Raw genomic sequence first — 20319 nt, 5'->3', positions numbered from 1 at the left:
ATTGATTTGGTTCAGGACCTTGGAATCGCTTTCTTTCTAACCTATTAAAGAAAGAAATTAAAGGAGAAACTATGGCTGATAACAAAGGAAGTTCTGAAAACAAAGCTTCGACATATAAAGTGAATCAAGAAAGTGGCTGTCCGTTTCATAATGGATCTCTGGAGCACTCTGCAAATGATGGTGCAAAGATCCGTGAATGGTGGCCAAACAAATTGAACCTGAACATTTTAAGACAGCATTCAGACAAGTCTGACCCTATGGGTGATGACTTTAACTATGCTGAAGAATTTAAAAAACTGGATCTGGATGCCGTCAAGAAGGATCTGGAAGAATTGATGACCGATTCGCAGGATTGGTGGCCGGCCGACTTTGGCCACTATGGCCCACTTATGATCCGAATGGCCTGGCACAGTGCGGGAACATACCGGGTAGTTGACGGCCGAGGTGGTGGAGCCACAGGAAATCAACGGTTTGCCCCTCTGAATAGCTGGCCTGATAATGTAAATCTTGACAAAGCCCGTTTACTGCTTTGGCCCATAAAGCAGAAGTATGGTAAAAAGATCTCATGGGCCGACCTGATGATCCTGGCCGGAAACGTTGCACTTGAATCCATGGGCTTTGAGACCTTTGGATTTGGTGGTGGACGTAAAGACGTCTGGGAACCTGAAGAAGACATTTATTGGGGTTCTGAAGGTGAATGGCTTGCCGATCAGCGCCATGACAATGAAGGAAATCTTGAAGAACCACTTGGTGCCGACCACATGGGGCTTATTTATGTAAACCCTGAGGGACCAAATGGTGAACCGGATCCTAAAAAAGCAGCTCAATACATTCGACAGACCTTTGCACGTATGGCAATGAATGATGAGGAAACGGTTGCTCTTATCGCAGGTGGACATACCTTTGGTAAAGTTCACGGTGCCGCACCTGAATCACATCTTGAGGCTGAACCGGAAGCATCTCCAATTGAACAAATGGGAATGGGCTGGAAGAATACCTACGGAACCGGAAAAGGGGCCGATACCATTACCAGTGGACTGGAAGGAACATGGACACAAAAGCCAACTGAATGGTCAATGCTCTACCTCGAGAATTTATTTAATTTTGAGTGGGAAGTGCACAAAAGTCCTGCAGGCGCCTGGCAATGGAGACCTAAGGATGGTGCGGGTGAAGGAACCGTTCCGGATGCTCATGATCCTGAGAAAAAGCATGCCCCGTTCATGCTCACAACTGACCTATCACTGAGAGAAGATCCGGCTTATGAAAAGATCTCACGACGCTTTCTGGAGAATCCTGATGAATTTGCAGATGCTTTTGCCCGCGCATGGTACAAGCTGACTCACCGTGATATGGGACCTAAATCGTTGCTTCTTGGTCCGGAAGTGCCTGAAGAAGAATTATTATGGCAGGACCCGATCCCTGATGTAGATCATGAGTTGATCGATAACAACGATGTTGAAGACCTCAAAGGTAAGATCCTGGGTTCGGGACTCACAGTCTCTGAACTTGTATCAACTGCATGGGCTTCTGCTTCCACCTACCGTGGTTCTGATAAGCGTGGCGGTGCCAATGGTGCCCGTGTTCGTTTAGCTCCTCAAAAGGATTGGGAAGTGAACAATCCAAAGCAGTTATCCAAAGTTATTGAAGCGCTTGAAGGCATTCAGTCTGAATTTAACGACGCTCAGTCAGGTGATAAGAAAGTATCCATCGCCGACCTGATCGTACTGGGAGGAGTTGCAGCCATTGAAAAAGCGGCTAAAGATGCCGGACATGATGTAGAAGTACCATTTACTCCGGGAAGAACCGATGCCACACAAGAGCAAACAGACGTTGAGTCATTTGCCTGGTTAGAACCACCGGCAGATGGTTTCAGAAATTACTACAATCCTAAGCATCACACCTCTCAGGAGGAGATGCTGGTGGATAAGGCTCAGCTTATGACGCTGACTCCCCCTGAAATGACGGTTCTGCTTGGAGGAATGCGCGTACTGGATACCAATTATGACGGTTCCAAAAAAGGCGTATTTACTGACAAGCCCGGAACGCTCACCAACGATTATTTCAAGAATCTGCTGGATCTGAATACGACCTGGCAGGCAACTACAAAAGATCAAAATGTATTTGCGGGAAGTGATCGAAAGACCGGTGACATAAAGTGGAGCGGATCTCGTGTTGACTTGATCTGTGGTTCTAATTCAGAGCTGCGTGCCCTTGCAGAAGTGTACGGAGCTGTAGACGGTGAGGAGAAATTCCTTAGCGACTTCGTGAATGCATGGACCAAGGTGATGAACCTGGATCGTTTCGATCTGAAGTAACACTTAATATTTTAATAAGTGACCTTTCAAAAGGTAGCCTGATCTTCAGGCTGCCTTTTTTATTGCTTCCTGATTTTCACATTCCTAATAGAGCAAACCGTAGGGGCAATTCATGAATTGCCCCTACGGTTTGCTTTTTGGCTCAGAACCTAATGGAGGGCCGCTTTCTAAACTATGCCATTTATAATCAGTATCTATTGCCCACTTTCCCTAATTCTCGATCAATATTCGTACCTTACTATAAATTAATACAACAAATTGTACCAGCTTGACTGAATAAATAGTCAGCTGCCATACATTAACAAAAGAGAAAAAACATGTCTGCCGAACATTTAACAAAAGAGAGTTTCCTGAAAAAGATATTTGATTACGAAAATAATCAGGAATGGAACTATAAAGGGGATAAGCCCGCGATCATTGATTTTTATGCCGATTGGTGTGGGCCGTGTAAGATGGTAGCCCCCATCATTGAAGAGTTATCTGAAGAATTCGAAGGTTTAGTGGATATCTATAAAATTGATACAGAAGCTGAACAGGAATTGGCTGCCGTCTTCGGGATCCGAAGTATTCCATCCATTTTATTTATTCCGGTTGACGGACAGCCACAAATGGCCGCCGGTGCTCTTCCAAAAGCTCAGTTCATCAAATTGATCGAAGAGAAATTTGACGTAAAGGCATCTGCCTGATCAAAATTCAGATCAGATTTGATCTGACTCTGACAGATTTATTTCATATCGAGAATCTCACTTTAAAAAAGCAGTCTGATCGATCAGGCTGCTTTTTTTTTGATCCTGTTTATGTTTCGATCTCAGGGTCAAAACTCAGGACTCTTGCATTCATGACATCAACGAAATAGACAACATTTTCCTCATCTACCGAAAAATCATATAAAATTGTTTCTTTCTCATCAGGTTTAAATACATAATGGGATATCAATGAACCGTTCTTATTATAAATGAGAAATCTTGCTTCTAGGCCCTCCCTGTCAGGATGTTTAATAGGCATGAAAAGATAGATCAAACCATTTTTATACTGAATGTCTTTTGCATATTCCAATGGTCTGACACTATGTGGTGGTGACTCATTTTTATTTACATCAACTATATAATTGAATATGGTTTCTTTAACGTCACTCGGTAATTCCACTTCAAATAATATTTCACCATCCTGAGAATACCTGCGCATCTCTCCCAGTGTATTCATAAATATTATATGGTCATTATCAATTTTTGTAACAAGAGCTTCATTCAGAGCCCCTTCAGGAAGTTCGCCATTGGCATAAGTTGTTCTTTGTTCCTCAAAATTTGGTCGCTGTCTGAATCCTGCCGCAGGTTCACCTAGACTATCTATTACAGCTAACTCATTTTCCAGATCTAATACAACTGCCAAAGAGTTCTCACCGCCATTAGTTGTTGTAAGCAACCTATTTTTGTCTATTAATAATTTATGAGCATAATCCAAGTACGGTTCATAGGATATTGACTTTATATGACTCCCATCTTTGTTGTACAAGTCAAATAAATACCGACTGCCATTATTTGAAAAGAATGTCCCATTATGATAACTCAGGTCTCTTGCTCCGCCCATTGGATCCCACTCTCCCGGTCCCTCTCCTGTATTACCAAACTCATATTTTTTCTCACCGGTTTTATCAAAGACCATGATCTTTTTGTAGGCGTGATCATACACTGCAAAGTGATCCTCATCCATATTCACGATTTCCCTGGGCTCTCCCAGCATTTCTGAATCAGAGGAAATAACAACACTTAGGTCCTCTATCTGTAAGCTATCTGCTGATACATGAGATTTGGTATCCAGATCAGCCTCATTCTTGCAAGCACTAAACAGCAAGATCATCAGAATGAATGTTGACACATTGATTAGTTTAAAAGTCATGTAATTACCCCATTTATATCTTTAAAATTAATATTAACAATAAGGTATTTAAGACACAATTACACCTTATTTCACATTCCACGAATAACCGGACCGATCAATTCGCACAAAAACGGCCTTAGAAAAAAGAGCGTTAAGAAGATGACGGAATGGAGCGTTAAGAAACCCCGAGAATTCGGGGCGCATGGAAGTTGGCTTTCATGCAAGCCCATTGAAGGAGCATTGATTTCTTTTAGCGGAATGACGACAGATTTAGCTCTTTTTTCTTAGCCTTGACCTTTTGGTTCGTTTTGGGTCAAGCCAAAATGAACAAAGAAGTTAAACACGAGAAATTAGTCCTTCCAAGGCACCGGAAGCCGGAGTTTTACAACGAGCACAACGGCTTCACTTAAAGCATGACAAAAATACCACCTTAGGATCCTATCAGATTATTTCTACACCTCTTTTCTCTCACGATTATTAACAATTTTAACGCTTGAAATCTCCTTTAATGTTGGTAGTTTTGCATGCGGTCAAAAAACAAAAATCAGGTCTATGAACAACTCATTTATATACAATTCTATACTTGCCCTCACTTTGATCTTATTTTTACAGGGATGTTCAAATTCTCCCGGAATTGAACCCGGTGTTTCCCTTGAACTGGCTCAGTTTCGTAAAGCCAATATCTCAGATGTAACCTATGAACTTTATTTCAATATTCCGGCTGAACAAACTGATGCCATTCAGGCTCAGGCATCGATCTCATTTAACCTGAAAGAGAAAGGACATGATATTCAGCTCGATTTTCGTGGATCTAAAGATCACCTAAAATCACTTTCCGTTAATGGTGAGCAAACGGAGATCTCATACGAGTATGAACATATCATCCTGCCTTCCGAATCCCTGGTTTCGGGAACCAATGTGGTTGATATTGATTTCATCGCAGGTGAGTCTTCATTGAACCGTAATCCGGATTATTTGTACACCCTGTTTGTTCCCGACCGCGCCCGCACGGCTTTCCCTCTTTTTGATCAACCCGACCTGAAAGCCGTTTATGACCTCACCCTTGAGATCCCAAAAAGTTGGGAAGCTATTTCCAATGCACCGATCAATTATGAGCACGCGTCAGATTCTTCAAGAACACTGAATTTTGCACCTACTGAGCTGATCAGTTCTTACCTGTTTTCTTTTGTTGCCGGTGACTTCGAGAAAGTCACCCGCTCGGTGGACGGTGTTGAAATGACGATGCTTCACAGGGAGTCGGATCAGGAAAAAGTGGAGAGAAACCTGGATGACATCTTCCGCCTTCACAAAGCCTCTCTTGATTGGCTGGAAGATTATACCGGAATTAAATATCCCTTTCAGAAGTTTGATTTTGCCCTCATTCCCTCTTTCCAATATGGCGGAATGGAACATGTAGGGGCTATTCAATACCGTGCCTCATCATTGTTTTTGGATGAAGACCCATCAGATTCCAGGCTACTGAGTCGAGCCAGCCTGATCGCACACGAAACGGCCCACATGTGGTTTGGGGACCTCGTCACTATGGAATGGTTCAATGACGTGTGGACTAAAGAGGTTTTCGCAAATTTCATGGCCGCAAAGATCGTCAATCCAGGATTCCCTGAGATCGATCATGACCTGAATTTCCTCCTTCGCCATCACCCTAGTGCATACTCAGTTGACCGAACCGAAGGTGCGAACCCTATACGCCAGAACCTTGATAACCTGAATGAAGCAGGACAAATGTACGGAGCCATCATCTACAACAAAGCTCCCATTATGATGCGACAGCTTGAGCTTTTGGTCGGTGAGGATCTTTTCAGAGAAGGTATGCGTGAATATCTCAGCACCTATTCTTTTGATAATGCCACCTGGCCTGACCTCATCAATATTCTGGATCAAAAGACGGAACAGGACCTGATTGCATGGAGTGAAGTTTGGGTTAGTACGCCAGGCAGGCCTCATTTTTCTGTGGAATTCAAAGAAGATGAATTACCCGGTCGTGAGCCTCTGCGTTATGATATTCTGGTTCAGACTGACCCTGAAGGTTTAGAAAGAATTTGGCCTCAACAGGTGGGTATCTGGACCGTTAGTCCAAGAGACAGTTCGTTCAAGTTTTTTGATATTCTAAGTGATGAACCGACCACCTTTGCCACATTGAATGAACTACAGGCTGAAACCAAGGTCTTTAATGCCAATGGACGTGCTTACGGTTTATTTCCTGCGGACCTTGAAACCCTTCAATATTGGGAAAACATGCGCAATGTCCGCAAAGGATCCCATCTCATCAATCTGTATGAGAATATGCTGGAGCAAAATGATGTAGAACCGATCGGTCTATACTACAAACTATTAAACCTCATTCAGGTTGAGGAAAACCAACTTCTTCAAGATCAGATCCTGGGTTATATCGAAACCATCTACTGGAGATTTTTAACAGAAGAGCAAAGAAACGATCTCACAACTGAAACTGAAAGTATTATTTGGGAGCAAATGATCGAACAGTCAGAAAGCTCCAAAAAGAAACTCTTCTTCAATGCTTTCAGGGATATTGCCATGTCAGCAAGCGAGATCCAAAAGGTCTATGATATCTGGAGTGGTGATCTTGAAATAGATGGGCTAAACCTATCAGAGTCTGACTTTATATCGATAGCCGGTAATTTAGCCCTAAAACTTCCTGATCAGGCATCGGAGATCGTATCCGTTCAGTCAGAACAGATCGAAAATGAGGACCGCAAGCGCCGGTTTGAATTCATGCGCCCTGCACTATCTAATGATCAAACAGTTCGGGATGAATTCTTTGAGTCTCTAAAGGATGAAGAAAACCGACAGGTCGAATCCTGGGTGCTTGGTGCTTTAGGCTACCTGCACCACCCACTGCGGGTTGAGGATTCTGAGAAGTACATCTTGCCTAGCCTGGAATTGCTTCAGGAAATTCAGGTCACCGGCGATATCTTTTTCCCAAAGCGCTGGCTGGATGTGACACTTGGCAACTATTCTTCAGATTCAGCAGTGGAAACCGTGCGTACGTTCTTAGCTGAACGTCCCAATTACAACAAACAACTTCGTATGAAGATCCTTCAGGCAGCTGATGGCATGTTTCGGGCGAATAGAATCAAGAGTTGAATTAGGCCCTACTGCCTTTTGCTTCATATTTTCATGTACCTACCAGGGCGAATGCGATTCGCCCTTACGGTAGTACATACTCCCTCCGGGTTGGGGACGAGTGTAAGATCTAAAGCTCTACACTATATACATCGATCCTGGTCTCAGGATCACGATCTACCAGATATAATTTATTATTCCGGACAGCATGAAGTTGACTTTCGGAGGGCAGCATTACACGGCCAAGCGGATCTCCTTCATAATTCAACACCACATATTCTATCCCAACTTCAGTTTCATCAATTTGCAGCCAAAACCTATTGTTATCATCTAATAAAACCCGGGTAAAAGGTGGTTTTACATCCCTTATCAGTTCCCGGCGATCTCTTCGTTCTGTGCTACTGATTTCAGGAAAATAATATTCCATATCAGCATCTGTGACTAATCGGTCTTTCACGTTCAAATTTAGTTGGTGCTCTAAATCAAAATTTTCATCATAAATTTCGATAGATGAGCTTGAAGGTCTTTGAACCATGATTCGTTTACCGGGAAGAGGGATCATATATTCTGAGTAACGATAGGGCAAAGAACTATAATTCATCGTATTTCCGTCGTCTGAAATTTGAACATAAGAAGAGTGAGTTTCTATAGATAAAACTTTCTCTTCGACTCTTAGGCTATCTCCTTCAACCCGGACAAGGTGTATAAAATCGGTAGTAAATTCAGGTGGAACTGTACCAAAAGGTATTCGAACCGAATCTACACTTACGTAAAAAGCACTGAAATCATCAGTGGAGTGAATACCACGTAATACCCCGGGAAGCCGAAACGTATGATCTGTATAATATTCGTAGATACCTTCATCATTAGGGTGATATTCCGTCAACATGCCATTGTTGTTACTCATTACCAATAGCTTGCCATTAAAATGCGCGTTAGCATTCTGGGTCAATTCTCCGGGTCCTCTTCCCTCCCTCGCTACCTGTGCTACATAGTTCCCCAAGCTATCGAATTGATGGATCGATTTTTCCATGCGCTCGGATACCAGGATATCTCCATTCTCCGTAAGAAACATCCTTGTTACCCAAGCAGGAATGTAATCCTCCGATTCTGTAATACTAAACTCTTTTACCAATTCTATCATGGGGATAGTGTCATAATCCAATACTTCTTTTTGTTGCTTTTCCGAGCTGCATGCAGTAATAACAACAAATGAAAAAATGATCACTAACAGAGAATGTCTTTGCTTGTTTTGAATGAACATGTTTAAATGATTTTGGATGAAACTGAATACCCTGACAGGCCTAATGTATCTCATTGATACTACAAATGCTATGTAATTAGTAGCTTATGGGTGGGCAGTATTAATCAGTTCCTGGGGATCAAAAGAAAGTTAACCCTTGTTCCTTACATCCCTGTTGGAAATGAGATAATGTCCCTAAAAGGGCGAATGCGATTCGCCCTTACGGTAGCAAAAGTTAATCTGGTTATTTGTATATGAATCTTTATAATACCTACACTTGGCCTTAGAAAAAAGAGCCTTAAAAAGATGCCGGAATGTAGCGTTAAGAAAGAAATCATACCGCACGGGACTTAACTTGAGTGCAAGCCCGGTGAAGGAGCATTGATTTCTTTTAGCGAAATGCAGTCAGCTTTAACTCTTTTTTCGCCCGCCTTGACCTTTTGCTACTTTTGGGTCAAGCCAAAAGTAGATGAAGCTAATCTACGGCATCTTCGTGATAATGCTGCATCGCCTTCAAAAAGCAGACTGTAGCCAAGACTCCACATATCGTAAATACAAGGAGCAATGCTTTCGATGGGCCGTACAGATCCGTAAAAACATGATCGATCAGCCAACCGGTTACGGGCGGTCCGATCCCAAACCCCACAATGCTGATCACGAATAAGTACACCGCGCCGGCCATGCCCCGCATATCCGATCTTACAAAATACTGTATGAGGGCCGCAGCCACACCGTTATAGGATGAGGCGATCACATTTCCGATCCCGATCAGTATAAAAGCCATCATCACCGATTCGGCCATCAACCCAAAATAATAGAATGGAAGTCCGCCCAGGGCAGCTACAATGCCCATCACAAATCGCTTTTCAGGGCCGTATCTGACCGCCAGCTTATCAGCCAGCCAGCCTGAAATATTCACCCCAACGCCTGCCAAAAACATGAACCACCCATATTGGGAGATCATGGATGGTGCCTGAAAGGTGTCGTTCAAAACGGTTCCAACAAAAGCCAAAATGGTATAACCACTAAGGGAAAGCAGTGAAAATCCGGCAAGATAATAACGCACACTTCTCTTCTTGAGGATGTATCTCAAAACTTCAAAGAAATCTGATGCCGAACGATCACTGGTTTTAGAGGACCTGCCCGGTTCACGGATCAACAAAAATCCAATGGTGGCGATCACCAGTCCGGGCCAGCCCACGATCTTCATAGCTTCCCGCCAATCGTAGGCTTCAGCTACCGAGCCGCCGATCAAAAATGAAAGCCCTACCCCAACAAAGATCCCGGAGGCGTATACAGAGAATACACGGGCTCTTTTTTCGGGAGGAAAATAATCAGCGAGCAATGAATAAACGGCGGGACTTAGTGCCGACTGGCTTACCCCAACGAAAAACCTTGCTGTTATAAGAAACACGAATGAACTGGCAAAGCCACTGGCAACGGTCATCAGGCTCCAGATCACCAATCCAATGAGAATGATCCGTTTTCGGGAAAACTGATCTGCAAACCACCCCATAAAAATGCCGCATATAGCATAGATCAAGGAGAAAGCAGGACCGTAGAGTACACCGATCTGTGTATTAGTGAAACCGAGGTCATCCCGAATGGCAGTCCCCAGCACGGCCACGATCTGCCGGTCTACGAAACTGGAGATGTAGATCAGAAAAAGGAGTCCCAGCACCAGCCAGGCATAAATTTGGGGATTCCGGGCTTCAAGCTTGTCGTAGATAAATTTCATGGGACAAAGATAGAGTACTAAACTATTGGATGGAAGCCTGATTTGGGTAAGTAACCTTGATCACATGATAAACTAACCAAAGAGTCTTCTCCCCTAAGTTTAGGGGAGAAAAAAAGAAGGGTTCCCGATACGGGCAACCAAGTTAAATTAAATGATTCGAACCGGAGGTCCTGGCAAGCATTCCCAACCGGGAGTTTGTGAATGAGGAGAAATTTCACACCGTAGGGGCAATTCATGAATTGCCCCTACGGTGTGTTAGGAAATATTGAGATAATGAAAACAAATATGACTTGAATCAAACGATTGCCGGATATAAACCCGAGTGTATGCGATACGCCCTTACTGACTATCCTTCCAACCTCCTCCATTTAGTGTTTTAGAGTGTTCGTGGCAGAACAATTAAGTGCTGCTCAAAAGAGTGTCTATCCCACTCATTAAAAAAAGTGAATATTCTTCACCTAAAATTCTCACATTAAGCGTATTAAATGGTTATTTTCAGTGCTCACAAAATTTTGACAAATATTAGACCACTCATTCATCATGAAAGTTGGAATTTTAGGTGCCACCGGTGCTGTAGGACAGAAATTTATTCGTTTACTTCAGGGACATCCATGGTTTATAATTGAAGCTCTTGGGGCTTCCGAACGCTCAGCCGGTAAGAAGTATAAAGATGCAGCCAACTGGATCGAAGACGTTGAATTACCAGAACACATCAAAGGGATGACGGTAAAGAATTGTGAGCCTTCTGAATTCAGTCATGTGGATTTTGTCTTTTCGGGATTGGATTCATCTGTTGCCGGAGAAATTGAGAAAGCGTTTGCCTCTTCCGGAATTCCGGTCATTTCCAATGCTAAAAATTACCGGCAGGATCCTACGGTTCCGCTGCTTATTCCTGAGATCAATCCGGATCATACTGAACTCATCAAAAAGCAGACTTTCACCAAAAATGGAAATGGATGGATCGTGACAAACCCAAACTGTGTGGCTGTCCCCCTCGCCATTTCACTTAAACCCTTGTATGATGCCTTTGGGATCGAAGCGCTTATACTCACCACCATGCAGGCCATTTCCGGAGCGGGTTATCCCGGGGTCGCCAGCCTTGACATCTTAGGTAATGTTATTCCCTTTATTTCAGGAGAAGAGCCTAAAGTTGGCCCTGAAACCCGAAAACTTCTAAGTACCCTGGAAGGCTCTACCTTAGCAAAACCACATTTCCCGGTTCAGGCTACGGCAACAAGGGTGCCAACTATCAACGGCCATATGATCTCAGCAACCGTGAAGTTGGAAAACCCTCCTTCAAACTTTGAAGAGCTGAAAGCAGCGTACACAAGCTGGAGAAATCCGATCGCTGATCTTGACCTGCCCTTCTCTCCAAAAGAGCTATACAAGTTGCATGAGGAAGAAAAATATCCACAGCCACGCTTACACGCCGATGCTGAAAACGGAATGCAGTTGCATTTAGGGCGCCTCAGAAAGGCCGAAGTATTCGATGTCAGTTTTGTGGCCATGGCACATAATACCATTCGAGGCGCGGCCGGCGGGGCGATCTTGAATGCAGAATTATTAGTGAAAAAAGGATTCCTGAAATAGAATAATTAATTCCCTTAATGTAGTGACGCAAGATCTAGCGTCACTACATTATCGATAAACATTTTTATTCCCCATCCATATCATCCAATCGTTTCTGAGACATGTACAGATTCAGCTTGGTCGACATACGTATAGCCTCACTTTTATCCCTTCTCTTGATCTTCAGCTTGATCCGCCCCTGCTCACTTCCGGGCAGCGGTTCCAAAAAAGCCCATTTATCAGCTTCGACAATTAATTTTCCACCATTAAAAAGAAACCCCTTTTTGTACTCCACTTTTTTGATGTTATCAATATGGATAGCAAACTTAGACAAGTTGCTGATCCCATTGCCCATGGCATCATAAACCTTATACTCGAATAATAACTCATCGGAAGAATAACTGATGATCCCTTTCACTTCCTTGACCTTCATATTCAGGTCATCAGATTCATACATTGAATATCTATAGGGAATGCTCATTGCTCACCATCCAGTTCCTGAAGCTTCTTTTCTGATAATTTCAGATTTAGGTTAGATGATATACTGGCAGCTACATCCCTATGCTTTCTTTTAACTTTCAACACTCTTTCGATAAGATCCTTTCCGGGAAGATCCCTAAAGCTGGAGGCCGATTTGCCATGAAGAATCAGTTTTGCACTGAACCACCCCTTCTTAAATTCCAGCATCTCGAGCTCCGCCAGGGGTATCTCTACCGTTTTCAACTCCGACTGGTAAGCCTCGAGTACTGCATCCTTTTTTTGAAATTCAAACATCAAGTGATCTTCATTCACTCTCAGAATTCCTTCCAATTTCATAAATCCACCGTTAAGATTTTCGATGGTGAAGGGAAGTGCCCTCATATTGTCACCTGATTTTTATTCATTTAGGTCAAATAATCTTGATCAGAAAAAAGTACAAAAAATTTGTAAGGACTTCCTATTTCATCGCTCTAACTCTACGGGTTAGATAAGAGAGGTAACTAATCATTACACGAGGATTTTAGAGTATCCTCAATGTCCTTCCAGGGGTAAAAGGTTGAAAGTCTTTTGCCCTATTATATTTTTTAATTCTATAGAGAAAAGCTCGTCTCGTTTTTATAGATTAGAAAAAACTTTTGGGTGTATTGGATACATTAAAAAACAGCATAGTCAACGTATTAACAAAGGCTTCATCAAATCCTTTACTTTCGGGTGCCGTTGTAAAAATTGGCTCTAAGATAGTTCCACCTCCCTTCTTACGAAATGACATGGAATTCATGTATGGAGCATGGAGAGGCACCTCTACTGTGAAGGGAAGTGACGGTCGTTATTTGGGTGAAGATAATGCTTCCCCTTCTTTTTATTGTGAACCCATACCTACTGAATATCATATCTGTAAATTTGGGGACTCGCGAGACGGTAAACAATACAACATGACTGCCCTTCAGGATATGATGAAAATTTGGCCGGAAGTCATGTGTTTGATCGACAGATTCAGGAATTACTATAAACTTGAATTCAATATCGATTACGATAAACTAACAACGGTTGACCTGTTCGTGTTCTCTAAATTACTGGTAGCTACCACAGCTTACCTGATACGCAGTCAGCATTATGATATTGAAAATGGCCACGTACCCATTGAATTGACTTCCCAGACCAAATTAGTGGCGGGTGTTTTTATGGTGGGTCGAAAAATGATAGAGAAAGGGGAAGATATTTTTGATGACACAACACCGGCTGATACAGATTTCCTCTATGAATATGCAGACAAACACCATGTGTTGATATCTCCCCGCGATAAAGAGTTTGCCTGTGCCGGCAGCATCCGAAAGATAAAGGAATTGATCGATGTAACGATCCGGGGCTGGCGTCCAAGATCTGATTCACAGCCACCTGAAGAGGTTTTAAAAATAGTGGATGAAACCTATCATGCAGCTTTTGAATATGGGAACAAGGACCTGCATATGGAGCTGGTCATCAAATATGCAGAAGTTGTGATACTTGAAGCTTTGCTGAATTCTAAATCCATATTAGTATCTCCTGATCATAAACAAGCCATTATTGATCATGTCGGGACCATCTTTTCATGTGAATTTACCGATCCTGAGTCCCTGCCCGGACAAAAGAAAAACCTGCAGTTGTTATTTGATAAACTGGGCCTTAATCCGATTGAACCGGACCTAAAACCTGAGGGTAAGATCACCTTTAAAACATTCTACCTCAGTTACCTTGAAAAGATCATATCTTTTGCATTTGCACAGCAGAATGAGATAAATACATTACTTGGGATTCAAAAACTAAAGGAACTTACAGCAGACAAGGTGAATAAACGCCTGAATATTGTTCCGGGGGATATTTACAGTCAATTGATAAAATAGGGCTGAAAACGAGGCCCTGACATCGTTTATTTAAAAATTTCGGGTACAAAATGTTATGGTCAAGATTGCATATGATCGCTTTGCTAATATGTATAACAATCATATTAAATTAAACTTTTAGTATTTGATAACTTACAATATTAAAACTATTCTTCCTTGAATTTCTAAATTAAAAAATCAGCGTCTTAATAATGGAATATAAAAAAGGAACCAAGCTTCGGGGGCTAGTTATTGAGGTTCATAAAAATGAAAATTATTCAATTATAGAAGATGAAAATTCACACAAACATTATTATCCAACAATATTAAAAAAGGGAACTAGCATACCATTTATTATTGAGAGAAAAAGAAATAATCATAATAAAGAGAGTTACTTTTTGGATTTATCTCCTGCCTACAGCGAATATTATGAACTTAATGAGGTATTTGAATTTGAAGTAACAGGTTACCAAATAAAATTAATAGGTGATAAAGAAAAAATAATCCTAAATACTTTAGATTACTTTGGTAAAAAGCAGACTGTTTTAGCTCATGACTGGCAGATAAATAACAAAAAAAAGCCTGCCTATCCAAAACGTATAGAGGCCATAATATCATCTATTGAGGCAACTTCATTACATCTTCATCAGTATTGGAATGATGACAGTCATCCATTTTTTAATAAGGGCGTCGAGTATCCATTTGAAGTAATAGATATTGATGAAGGCAATGAAAGAATTGCCATAAATACAAAAGGAATTGATGGTAATAACTATATAGTTAGGGGACACTTTAAACAAATTGACACCCTAAAAAGCGGTGATTTAATTAAATGTACATTTTTAGGAGTAAGCGAAACTGGATGGCCAATTGTTAAACAGACAAATGATGGGTTTGTTACTTACAAAGACATATTTGATGACGGCGACCAAGAAAGTATCTTCAATTTAATTGATGAATATTCTAACTCTGAAAAAAAACAAAAGCTTGTCAAAGACTATAAGAACAGAGAGAATATTTGGGTTTTTTCCTTTGAAAAATGTCTTAACGAGATAACTGATCAACTTCTTAATTCAGGTAATCTAAATAAAGCTTTAGAATTAATTGAAAAAATAATCAGATTAGAAAAATGGATCATAAATTCGAACTTTTTAAAAACGTTTAATCAAGAGAATCGAGAAAAGAACGTCATTGTTGCAAAGTCTGTCTTACTTGAACAAGAGACAAGAAAAAAAGTAATCATAAATATACTTACGAATAAAGCTGCTCACAGAGCATCATACATTATTAATAATAAAGATTTTGTTTTAGACTTTGAATATGCAATAGAGTTGAAATTACTCTTTTCATTGACCTCAAGTAAAACATTACCTAACAATTTTATTTTTCAAGCTATTGAAAAACTTTCCGAACATAAATCATTAGAGAATAAGCATGTATCTACTATTTACTCTTCCCTATTTAACAGGCTAAAAGATGCAAAGAAAGCTCTTTTTAATAAAGATTTATCCAATAGAAGTTACAGTGAAATTAATAACTCAGATAATTTAAGTAATGTAAGACTATTGGGTGTTTACTGGATTCTAAGTTATAAGACTAGTAGTGAAGAAACTTATTTTGATGCACTCGGTGATTTTCTTCGAGGTTTAGCACTTGTACAAGAAGATTCAACCGAAAGCAAGTATTTAAAAATTCTTGCTTCATTTATGTATCAAAGGCGAGAACATATTTTTGAAACACCAAGTCTAAGAGACTCTAAGAGAAACCTAGATTATTTTTCAAATCAATTCATTTCACTATTCAAAGACAAATTTAGAAAGACCATTAATAAGCCTGAAAAACGGGAAGCTATTTCTAATTGCAAGATTCATGGGATCTTCAATCAATTCATTGTTTACAAAAGGGATTACTATACATTTATAGTGCCAAGGGTTTTTAATGGTTCATTTATTTTTGAAGAAGATATGTCAATGAAACATGACCTAATTCCATTAATCATTTTTGATGATTTGAATCTTGCTATTGCAACTAATCATAAAGGCATATCTGAAAAAATACCAGAGGATGAAAATGAAATTTGGAATATTTTTTCAGATCCATCTTTGAAGGAAAAATTCACAGAATTTCAAAATCAATTGAGCAGTAATATATCAACTGGCAAGGTAGTCATAGGTACAATTAAAAATGTAAACCCTGACATAGGTATTTTTATCGATTTAGGCTTAAAAGATGGCCTAATAATCAACCAAAATATTTCATATAAAAGAGAAAAAAACTATGAGAATTTTAAGGAAAATACGCTAATCAAGACCACTATTGATAAAATAGATAAGGGAAAAATTTATTTAAGTCGTTTAGATTTAATCGAAGACCCATGGGAATATCATAATGAAAATATCATAGCCTCAAAAAAGTATAAAGGTAGGATTGTTGAAATAAATGAACATGGCTTATTCGTTGACTTAGCACCTAGAGTTACAGGTTTAGTACCATATGAATATAGTTTATCAACACATGATATTGGTGATGATATTTTTGTAGAAGTATATAGATATGACATAAATCAGAAAAAAATATCTCTAAGTGAAGTAGTACTAGAACCTAATTCTGAAGAGTTCTATGACTTATTTAAAATGGACAACAGAGATAGATCATTAGATCGTGTAGAATTAAATTCATCTGTAAATTTATCATTCAATAGCTTTAAAACAGCTTATTTATTAAACGACTTAGCTTCTTACGAAAAAAAGTTAGAGCTAAAAATAATGCTCTTGAAGCTATCTCGATTCTTGTTCACTTTAGAAAATTCAAGTGTTAGTTATCTAAATTCAATTTACATCTTTTACTTCGAAGCAATTAAAGAACTGAAAGATTCAGATGGCAATGATCTAGATAAAGAAGGATTAAAAGAAGCTATAGCAAAAATTGAATCTGAAGAAATGACCCTAGAAAGGTTTCCAGAAATAAATAAAGTACTAACAACTCTAAATTTACTGACACATTATTCGAATGATGATAGAGATTCAACTCAACAACTTTTTGAGCATATTTATTCAAATAGATTAAACAAAGTAAATAGAACTCTTGCTAAATTACTTTTATCCTATAATCACTTAATAGGTGTAGCACCTGATGATTCGGTAAATAGACTTTACAAAAAGAATATTCTAAAATACCTCATATCAGGTGTAGTAGAATTACGAAGTATAGATGATGAAGAAGTAGTAGATAAAGCAGTAGTTGATCCCATCGTTCAAGAAACAGTAGATTTAATTGACGAAGGAGAAGGCAAAAATATTGAATTCAAGTCCTCTCTGTATACTCATGTTCTAGATGAAAAAGATAAAAAACGTATAGAATTACTAGAAAACAAACTAAAAAAATCAGATAAACCTAAAGAAAAGAAAGGGTTACAAAACCAACTCAACCAAATTAAAAATCCAAACAATCAATCTGATATTGTTTTGTCAACCATGAAAAATATTGCCGCATTTGCAAATACTGATGGTGGTACAATACTGATAGGCGTAGATGACAATAAAAATATTATTGGTTTAAATAATGATTTTAAGTCTCTCAAAAAAGATGATAAAAAAGATGAATACAAAAATAAGTTTGATAATTATTTAGAGAGTTATATTGGGAATGAAATTCATGGATCTCTTAAAGTCGATTTCGTAGATATTGAAGATAAAACAGTTTTTAAAATTGATATTTCTAAATCTAATTCTGAAATATTCCTTAAGGATGGGACTGACAATGAGGGTCATTATTATATAAGAGCAAATTCAAGTGCAAGAAAACTATCAGTTAGAGAGTATATAAGTTTGATAAAAGCTAAAAGCTAAATCTGTTTTATAATATTAAAAGCCCAAAACCAATACCATAAAATTTAATTAAGGAATCGATGCTCCTGATGAATCAAACCGTACCCGACTAATATATCCTGTAAACACGCAATACAAATGGATCCCTTCTAAAGGGTATGTTCTGATCTATGCAGAAGATGAGGCTGATAACTTTAGGGAAAGCCGACTTGCTAAATATTTTGAGTTATCAGAGCCTTCAGAATCATTCAAGATCAGAGTAGACCGGTCCGGCTTAAGCCTGGCATCAGCTAATGATGCAATTTTTCTGGCTGACAGTACGGGTAACGTGATTGATTCCGTATTCTATGATGAAAGCTGGCATAATCCCAACCTTTATGACACAGATGGGATAGCACTTGAACGGATCAATCCAAATAATCCCGGCAACGATCATACAAATTGGAGTTCAAGCACCAGGGTAAATGGAGGAACACCCGCAGAAGAGAATTCAATATTCCAGTTATCTGAAAGCGATCCTGTTAATTCTGGGCTATCATTTTCACCAAATCCTTTCTCACCTGATGATGATGGATTCGAGGACAATCTATTTATCAACTATAAACTTGATGAATCAGATTATCTGCTTCGTATACGGATCTTTGACCGCTATGGAAGACTGGTCCGATATCTGGCAAACGGAATGCCCGCGGGTTATGAAGGATCACTCATTTGGGATGGACTTACCGATGATCAAAAGAAGAACAGGGTTGGGATCTATATTGTATTATTCGAGGCTTTCAATAGTACCAAAGGGTCTAAAAGAACCTTCAAGGAAACCGTGGTCCTTGCAAGAAGATTTAACTGACCGATAGTTGTTTAATTTATCCGGCAAGCACCAAATACCCTATAAACCTGATTTTACATGGTTTTTAATGGAATTAAACATCGAATTCATACTTTACCCATCAAGTGTAATTCACATTGGTTCTCAGGGACATCTCCATAATGCAGATACTTACAATAAACACACAAAATACATTATGTTTTCGCTTTTTTAACTGCTATGATCTTCTTGGAAAAGTATCCCTTTTAATCTTTTTAGTTGCTGTGTTCCTACCCACGACCTCAGCAACAGCGCAGGACAACCCGGAACCTCTGCCACACACAATAGATGTTTTTTTAGATTGCCGTACCTGGCGTTGTGATGAATCTTATATCAGGGAGAAGATCCCCTTTATCAATTATGTCAGAAATAAAGATGATGCTGACATCCATCTGTTAATAACCACCCAACAAACAGGAAGCGGTGGACAGGAATTTACGCTGCAGTTCATAGGAAATGGCAAATACACTGAAATGAGTAGAAATTTGTCCTTTTTTTCTGCTGAGTCCAATACGGATGATGAGACGAGGCTTAAGCTAAATGACCAGATCAAAAAAGGACTCTTTGTTTACCTTTCTGAGCTGCCTGTTTCGGAAAACCTGACCATTAACTATATCACTCAGGAAATTGAGGAAGAAACCCAGCCGATAGATAACTGGAATTATTGGGTTTTCGAGTTGAATACGGATGTAGATCTTGAGGGAGAAGAATCTGAAAACGAATTCTCTCTTAGGGGAGATGCAAACGCTGAGCGCATTACTCCCGAATGGAAGCTGGAATTTGAAATCGAACAGTATTATGAACGCCGGAAATTTGAGGATGATGATACCACTCGTTCGTTCATCACCAAAAGCCGGGGAGCAGATCTTTTGGTTGTTAAAAGTTTATCGGATCATTGGTCCATTGGGGCCTCGTCAAATGTACGTTCGTCAACACGAAATAATCTGGCCTTGTCCGTCGATGGTAGTCTGGCTTTGGAATACAGTGTTTTTCCCTACGAAGAGTTCAACGAGCGTGAAATTACCTTTCTCTATAGATTTACCGGAGGGTATAATGATTACAATGAACAAACCATTTATGGAAAGTTATCTGAGTCTCTGTTAGAAAACCAATTCAGGACCAATATCAGATTTACACAACCCTGGGGAGAATTTGAAACGGAAGTGAATGCTTCAGCTTATTTAAGCGACTTCAGTAAAAATCGATTAGTGACAGAAACTCAGCTTAATTTTAGAATCTACAGAGGTTTGTCCATTTATTTATCCGGAGAATATGCCTGGATCCATAACCAATTGTCTGTTCCGGCTGGGAACATCACTGATGCGGAACAACTGCTAAATCTTCGTCAGCGGTTTACCTCATACTCATACGAGATACGGTTTGGGCTGTCAATCTCATTTGGTTCGATCTATAATAACGTAGTCAACCCTCGTCTCTGAC

At 39.8% G+C, this 20319-nt stretch carries 13 protein-coding genes; 8 read left to right on the top strand and 5 right to left on the bottom strand.

What is annotated here, in order from left to right:
• Window positions 1–71 precede the first annotated feature (71 nt).
• Window positions 72–2315: a catalase/peroxidase HPI gene (katG, locus tag AC13FX_RS08920; protein ID WP_482880220.1), complete on the top strand. Its 2244-nt coding sequence runs from the start codon at window positions 72–74 to the stop codon at window positions 2313–2315.
• A gap of 317 nt (window positions 2316–2632) precedes the next feature.
• Window positions 2633–3001 carry a thioredoxin gene (trxA, locus tag AC13FX_RS08915; RefSeq protein WP_482880219.1) on the top strand — a complete coding sequence of 123 codons (369 nt, stop codon included), beginning with the start codon at window positions 2633–2635 and terminating at the stop codon, window positions 2999–3001.
• Window positions 3002–3110: 109 nt separating this feature from the next.
• Here the strand turns inward: trxA and AC13FX_RS08910 are convergent, their stop codons facing one another.
• Entirely contained in the window at window positions 3111–4211 is a 1101-nt protein-coding gene (locus tag AC13FX_RS08910; protein ID WP_482880218.1) for a 6-bladed beta-propeller, read from the bottom strand.
• A gap of 534 nt (window positions 4212–4745) precedes the next feature.
• Between AC13FX_RS08910 and AC13FX_RS08905 the strand changes: the two genes are divergently transcribed.
• Window positions 4746–7319 (top strand): M1 family metallopeptidase, encoded by a 2574-nt coding sequence (locus tag AC13FX_RS08905; protein WP_482880217.1) that lies wholly within the window; start codon window positions 4746–4748, stop codon window positions 7317–7319.
• 109 nt (window positions 7320–7428) lie between these two features.
• Here AC13FX_RS08905 and AC13FX_RS08900 read toward each other — a convergent pair whose 3' ends face one another.
• Window positions 7429–8562, bottom strand: coding sequence for a hypothetical protein (locus AC13FX_RS08900; protein WP_482880216.1), 1134 nt, complete (start codon window positions 8560–8562; stop codon window positions 7429–7431).
• 454 nt (window positions 8563–9016) lie between these two features.
• Window positions 9017–10279 carry a spinster family MFS transporter gene (locus tag AC13FX_RS08895; protein ID WP_482880215.1) on the bottom strand — a complete coding sequence of 421 codons (1263 nt, stop codon included), beginning with the start codon at window positions 10277–10279 and terminating at the stop codon, window positions 9017–9019.
• A 540-nt stretch (window positions 10280–10819) separates the two neighbouring features.
• Here AC13FX_RS08895 and asd point away from each other — a divergent pair.
• Window positions 10820–11869, top strand: coding sequence for an aspartate-semialdehyde dehydrogenase (gene asd, locus AC13FX_RS08890; RefSeq protein ID WP_482880214.1), 1050 nt, complete (start codon window positions 10820–10822; stop codon window positions 11867–11869).
• A gap of 64 nt (window positions 11870–11933) precedes the next feature.
• Here asd and AC13FX_RS08885 read toward each other — a convergent pair whose 3' ends face one another.
• On the bottom strand, window positions 11934–12329 hold the full coding sequence (locus AC13FX_RS08885; protein ID WP_482880213.1) for a hypothetical protein: 396 nt from the start codon (window positions 12327–12329) through the stop codon (window positions 11934–11936).
• Window positions 12326–12709, bottom strand: a complete 384-nt coding sequence (locus AC13FX_RS08880) for a hypothetical protein (protein ID WP_482880212.1) — start codon at window positions 12707–12709, stop codon at window positions 12326–12328. The genes AC13FX_RS08885 and AC13FX_RS08880 overlap by 4 nt, the downstream gene beginning before the upstream one ends.
• Before the next feature lie 386 nt (window positions 12710–13095).
• Here AC13FX_RS08880 and AC13FX_RS08875 point away from each other — a divergent pair, with 386 nt between their 5' ends.
• The 4 genes from AC13FX_RS08875 (at window position 13096) to AC13FX_RS08860 (ending at window position 20318) form a co-directional block, all read left to right on the top strand.
• Window positions 13096–14208: a hypothetical protein gene (locus AC13FX_RS08875; RefSeq protein WP_482880211.1), complete on the top strand. Its 1113-nt coding sequence runs from the start codon at window positions 13096–13098 to the stop codon at window positions 14206–14208.
• Between the two features lie 191 nt (window positions 14209–14399).
• Window positions 14400–18035, top strand: a complete 3636-nt coding sequence (locus AC13FX_RS08870; protein WP_482880210.1) for an RNA-binding domain-containing protein — start codon at window positions 14400–14402, stop codon at window positions 18033–18035.
• Window positions 18036–18342: 307 nt separating this feature from the next.
• A complete protein-coding gene (locus AC13FX_RS08865) occupies window positions 18343–18861 on the top strand; it encodes a T9SS type B sorting domain-containing protein (protein WP_482880209.1) in 519 nt (172 codons plus the stop codon).
• Window positions 18862–19103: 242 nt separating this feature from the next.
• The gene (locus tag AC13FX_RS08860; protein ID WP_482880208.1) at window positions 19104–20318 is read left to right on the top strand and encodes a hypothetical protein; all 1215 of its coding nucleotides are present in this window, start codon (window positions 19104–19106) and stop codon (window positions 20316–20318) included.
• The last annotated feature ends 1 nt before the right edge of the window (window position 20319 follow it).

It is taken from the genome of Gracilimonas sp. B-17, from assembly GCF_056857935.1.
The sequence above is the reverse complement of the archived record's forward strand: the minus strand, read 5'-3'. Positions and strand labels throughout refer to the sequence as shown.

Coding starts and splice junctions, on each gene's coding strand:
- AC13FX_RS08880 (WP_482880212.1), bottom strand. CDS start 12,709: ATGAGGGCACTTCCCTTCACCATCGAAAATCTTAACGGTGGATTTATG.
- AC13FX_RS08875 (WP_482880211.1), top strand. CDS start 13,096: ATGGAATTCATGTATGGAGCATGGAGAGGCACCTCTACTGTGAAGGGA.
- AC13FX_RS08910 (WP_482880218.1), bottom strand. CDS start 4,211: ATGACTTTTAAACTAATCAATGTGTCAACATTCATTCTGATGATCTTG.
- AC13FX_RS08885 (WP_482880213.1), bottom strand. CDS start 12,329: ATGAGCATTCCCTATAGATATTCAATGTATGAATCTGATGACCTGAAT.
- asd (WP_482880214.1), top strand. CDS start 10,820: ATGAAAGTTGGAATTTTAGGTGCCACCGGTGCTGTAGGACAGAAATTT.
- AC13FX_RS08895 (WP_482880215.1), bottom strand. CDS start 10,279: ATGAAATTTATCTACGACAAGCTTGAAGCCCGGAATCCCCAAATTTAT.
- AC13FX_RS08905 (WP_482880217.1), top strand. CDS start 4,746: ATGAACAACTCATTTATATACAATTCTATACTTGCCCTCACTTTGATC.
- AC13FX_RS08900 (WP_482880216.1), bottom strand. CDS start 8,562: ATGTTCATTCAAAACAAGCAAAGACATTCTCTGTTAGTGATCATTTTT.
- trxA (WP_482880219.1), top strand. CDS start 2,633: ATGTCTGCCGAACATTTAACAAAAGAGAGTTTCCTGAAAAAGATATTT.
- katG (WP_482880220.1), top strand. CDS start 72: ATGGCTGATAACAAAGGAAGTTCTGAAAACAAAGCTTCGACATATAAA.
- AC13FX_RS08870 (WP_482880210.1), top strand. CDS start 14,400: ATGGAATATAAAAAAGGAACCAAGCTTCGGGGGCTAGTTATTGAGGTT.